Source organism: Pseudomonadota bacterium (assembly GCA_030859565.1).
Classification (GTDB): Bacteria; Pseudomonadota; Gammaproteobacteria; order JACCXJ01; family JACCXJ01; genus USCg-Taylor.
Map to the genome: position 1 here is coordinate 1 of JALZJW010000203.1, position 4,930 is coordinate 4,930.

3 protein-coding genes are annotated in these 4,930 nt (G+C 56.9%); 2 read left to right on the forward strand and 1 reads right to left on the reverse strand.

The features are described 5' to 3' along the window. Positions 1-187: 187 nt before the first annotated feature. Positions 188-1,918 (reverse strand): hypothetical protein, encoded by a 1,731-nt coding sequence (locus M3436_19210; GenBank protein MDQ3566118.1) that lies wholly within the window; start codon positions 1,916-1,918, stop codon positions 188-190. Between the two features lie 235 nt (positions 1,919-2,153). On the opposite strand from M3436_19210, the gene argE reads away from it, so the two are divergent. After that, the gene (argE, locus tag M3436_19215; protein MDQ3566119.1) at positions 2,154-3,422 is read left to right on the forward strand and encodes an acetylornithine deacetylase; all 1,269 of its coding nucleotides are present in this window, start codon (positions 2,154-2,156) and stop codon (positions 3,420-3,422) included. A gap of 5 nt (positions 3,423-3,427) precedes the next feature. After that, the gene (gene argA, locus M3436_19220) at positions 3,428-4,744 is read left to right on the forward strand and encodes an amino-acid N-acetyltransferase (protein ID MDQ3566120.1); all 1,317 of its coding nucleotides are present in this window, start codon (positions 3,428-3,430) and stop codon (positions 4,742-4,744) included. Positions 4,745-4,930: the final 186 nt, after the last annotated feature.

Genomic DNA, 4,930 nt, shown 5'->3' on the forward strand with positions numbered 1-4,930 from the left:
ATCCGAAGAAGAATAAAGAATCCGCTCGAAGCCGGCAAACTTATGCTCAACACGAGATCGAATCTCGCCAACGACAATCCCAAATCAAAATTCACACGAGTTTTTCAACAAAATCGGCCAAAAGCGGTCAGTCAGTGATGGTCCGACGACAGATACAGCCAAATTTGCGCGGGTGAAAAATTTCTGCCTAGTCCTTCGTAACTCCCGAACTAAGTGATGGTGCATCAAGTTTGAGATATACATACGCAGGTTCGCGCCGCAGACCTTCCGCGGGATATGTCTGAACAAGACGCAGGTTTTCTTGGTCGTAGGTTATGCCATCGACAAGACAAACCTCTGCAACGCGGGGGTTGTAGGTGTAAAGCCAAGCATAGTTTTTTCTTGCCCAAGACAGAACCGCCTTATGAAGCGCGTTACTGTCTCGAAAATACTTTTCGCTTCGGAATCTGAACCCCAATACATTTAATACAAACCCAAGTATCTTCGCCCCCTTGAAATTTGGGAACCCCGACATATCCACAATTTCATTATAGAGAAGGCGACGCACCTTGAAGTGTATGATCTTCGAGGCTCCTCCATCACTATTACTAAAATTGAATAACTCACCCCACACAGAATTGTGCTGGATCCACCAGCAAAGGTCTCTTGGCGCCCTTACCGCTGATGCCGCAAACATCACTTCAAATATCATTTTGGCTATGTTGTCGTAAACGCTAGGGGCAGAGTGGTGCCTTACCCTCAACTGCACGTAGCTCGGGGTACCCTGCTCGTTAAGGATCTCAATTGTGTCTTTTATGAACTGCACAACGACCCGCAGCCGTTGATGCACATCGTCGCTCCACGTGCCGCTAGTCATTCCGTTGATTTTGTAAAGGTCAGACGCCGCGTGCTCGAGATAACCCTGTGCGCGATAAATAACACTCGAATGACAACCATGACCGCGTGTGACATAGTCGCGGAAAGTCATCAAGACGATTCGGCAGTATGCCTCCCACTGCGAAGCATCCCACTTTTCCTTCCCGAATATATCAGGATCGAGAAGCGTCCCTATGACTTCCACCATTCTGTAATTCGCGTACATGGCTTGGCTAAGTGGCTTGTGATAGCCAATCAATCCAGAGTGATACCCCTCAGATTCGTGAAACAGGAACGAATCTTTGTTTTCCAAAGCTTCGTTCGTGATGTTCTTTGCGAATATCTCGATAGGAACACCGTACTTTTTGGTTGATCCTATCTCCCGAAAGAACGCCAAGGCTATAATGGGCGACGACTCGACAATATGGCGACAGAACTTCTTGTCTGCGATAAGTAAGAGGATGTCATCGGCGAAGCCCGTTACCTCTGGCACCTTGTTTTTCTTTTTGGAATCGTCTGTTTCTGCCTCCTCCTGGAGCTCATCGTTCTCGAACTCGCCCTCGTCGCTCGCGTAGTGAATCAATGTCTTCGCCGAGCGCGACAGCTCGTCCGCGATGACAGGCAACTCCGTGGGAGACCCTTTAAGGATGCGCCCATAAAGCTCCTGAGCATACCGCTTCGCGTTCCTCTTCTCATAGACCGGAGGCCGAATGAATGCGTACCACATCCAAGTTAGGAACGTGCCAAAGAACAACATGCCCAGGATCATCTGCCACAGCGCGTAACTGAATCCGGCCATGCGAGGGAGCCACCAGCCTTCAGCGCGCCATACTTCCGTCAAAAGCGACAAGATGCCGATAGCCGCCATCAGCACGAAGGTCTTCAGGTACAACTCCCCGGGAGCCACCGCGACCCGGAAGCGGTACTTCACATCCGCGAGCGTCCAGACCAGCACCATCAGTGCAAGCGTCGCTATGAACTCCGAGAACCCGAATATCTTTGGACTCGTGGCCTCCGCGGGCGGCACAAAGCACAAGAGCCAATAGCATTGTTCAGCAACCACTACACACGTCCCCGTATTCCTTGAAATTCCCCATCATAGCCGGACGCCACGCAATTAGCCGTAACAAAAAAGACCATCGAATGAGATCGGGTGGCCCTTTTCGTCTTCGTAATGCTGCTTTTTAGGGGCTGGGCATGCCCTCCACTTTTCGATAGGCGGGTTGAATCGCCCCGGAATTTCTAGACGTTCCCGAGCCTATCGAACGGGCTCTCGAAAAAAATATGAAAAGGCTGCTTTGGGTCGAAAGCCGAAATTCAAACCGAGACACTACCTCATCACAACGGTGCATGCCTTGATCCCGTGGCGCGTGTACAATCTTGCTTTCAATGACTGTGAGCGGCGTTACATGGCGGCGCAACTGCCTACGTTGGTGCAAATGCTATCGCAGCTCATCGCGATCCCCTCGATGAGCAGCGTCAATCCGCGCTTCGATTGCGGCAACCGCGCCGTGGTCGAATGCCTGGAGAATTGGTTTTCGGATCTGGGTTTTCAAGCCGAGCTGATGCCGCTCGCGCATCATCCCGACAAGCTTAACCTGATCGCCCGTAGCGGGCCGGGAGGAGGGGGCTTGGTCCTTTCCGGGCACACCGATACCGTGCCCTATGATGAGGGCGCCTGGTCGACCGATCCCTTCACGCTCACCGAGCGGGACGGAAAGCTCTATGGTCTCGGCGCGGCCGACATGAAGAATTTTTTTCCCTTGATCCTCGCTGCGGCCGGCACCATGGATCTCCGCGCCTTGACCCGTCCGCTCGTGATCCTCGCGACCGCCGATGAAGAGTGCTCGATGGCCGGGATCCGCGCCCTCGCGGCCTCGGGCGAGAGGCTTGGGCGTTACGCACTCATCGGCGAGCCGACGGCTCTTAAGCCTGTGTATATGCACAAAGGCGTAACGCTAGAATCCATCCGCCTGCGCGGGCGTTCCGGGCATGCGAGCAACCCGGGGCTCGGGAACAACGCGATCGATGGCATGCACCGGGTCCTGGGCGCCCTGATGGAATGGCGAGGAGAGCTGCGGGCGGCCTATGCGGATCATGATTTCGAGGTCCCGGAGCCGACGCTTAATCTCGGTAATATCCACGGCGGCGACAGCCCCAACCGGATCTGCGCCGAATGCGAGATCCAGATCGATATCCGCACCTTGCCGGGCATGCCGTTAGACTCGCTGCGTCAGGCCCTCATCGAGCGTGTCGAGCGGGCCGTCGCGGGGAGCGGCCTTTTCTTCGAGGTGCGGCCGTTGGTGGCGGGGATCGACGCCATGAAGACCGATCGCGACTCGGCGATCGTGCGATCGCTCGAACGGCTCACCGGCTTGCGCGCGGGGACGGTCAGCTTCGCGACCGAGGGGCCGTTCCTGAACGCGCTCGGCATAGAGACCGCCGTCTGCGGACCGGCGGACATCGCGCAGGCGCATCAGCCCGACGAGTATGTGGACAGTGCGCGCTTGCTGTCGATGCAGTCGATTATCAAAGAGCTGATCGCCGAGTATTGCCTCGGGGGTTGAAAGCAATGCCGGCCGGCCCGCAAGATTTCGTCGATTGGTTTCGCGCCGTATCGCCGTATATCCATAATCACCGCGGCCGCACCTTCGTAATCTGTTTCGGCGGGGAGATGGTGCTGGATCGCGGGTTTCCGAGCCTGATACATGACATCGCCTTGCTCAATAGCCTGGGGATCCGGCAAGTCTTGGTGTATGGCACGCGGCCTCAGATCGAGGCGCGTCTGAAAAGCGCGGGCGCGGATATTCATTATGTCAACGGTCTGCGGGTGACCGATGAGCAAGCGCTCACCTATGTCAAAGAAGCCGCCGGCACCATACGCATCGAGATCGAAGCCCTGTTGTCGCTGGGGCTGCCCAATTCCCCCATGGCCAACGCCAGCATCCGCGTCGCCTCGGGAAATTTCATCACGGCCAAGCCCTCGGGGGTGCGCGACGGAACCGATTTGCGCTATACCGGGGAGGTGCGGCGAGTCGATGCGGAAGCCATCCATGCCCAATTGAATCAGGGAGATATCGTCGTGATCCCGCCCGTGGGTTATTCCCCGACCGGCGAGGTGTTTAACCTTGATGCGGATGAGGTCGCGACGGCGGTAGCGATCAGCCTGCGTGCGAGCAAGTTGATCTTCATGCTCGCCGCCCCCGGAGTTCTGGATGGATCGGGGACGCTGGTGCGTCAGCTCACGGATAAAGAAGCCCAGCAGTTTCTCATCGAGCGCGGAAGCGCGGGCGACGATCTCTCGGAACTCGAATGCGCCATCCGCGCCTCGCGCAACGGCGTCGGCCGGACGCATTTGATTGACCAAACCACCGATGGGGCGCTGCTGCTGGAGTTGTTCCAGCGTGACGGGATCGGGACCCTGGTGAGCGGGGCGCGTTTCGATGACCTGCGCCCGGCGACCATCGACGATGCCGGCGGCGTCTTGGAGCTTATAGCGCCGCTCGAAGCCCAGGGGGTGCTGGTGCGGCGTTCAAGAGAGAAGCTTGAAATGGAAATGGATCGTTTCACCGTGCTGGTGCGGGATGGTGCCATCATCGGATGCGCAGCCCTGTATCCTTATCCCCATGAAAGCGTGGCCGAGCTCGCGTGCCTTGCGGTGCACCCGAGTTACCAAGATGCGGGACGCGGCAGCCAGTTGTTTCTCGATTTAGAGAACAACGCCAGGAGCCTCGGTCTCCGAACATTGTTTGTGCTGACCACGCACACCGCGCATTGGTTTATCGAGCGCGGCTTTACGCAAGCGCGTATCGAGGACCTGCCCGTCGCGCGGCAGGACCTGTATAACTATCAACGTAACTCGAAGGTTTTCATCAAGAGCGTTGCCTAGCTCCGGTCTCGCAACTCCTTGGCATCCTCGCGCCGGTAACCCTTGATCTCGACGATGAGGTGCGAGAGATCCTCATTGCCGTACCCGGCCAAGGCCTCTTCGTAGTCGCCCTTCGTGAAGGCCTTGGCCGCCGGGACGGCGAATCAGGGCGTTCCGTAACTCCCAGGCATTCGCGGGATCGGGAGC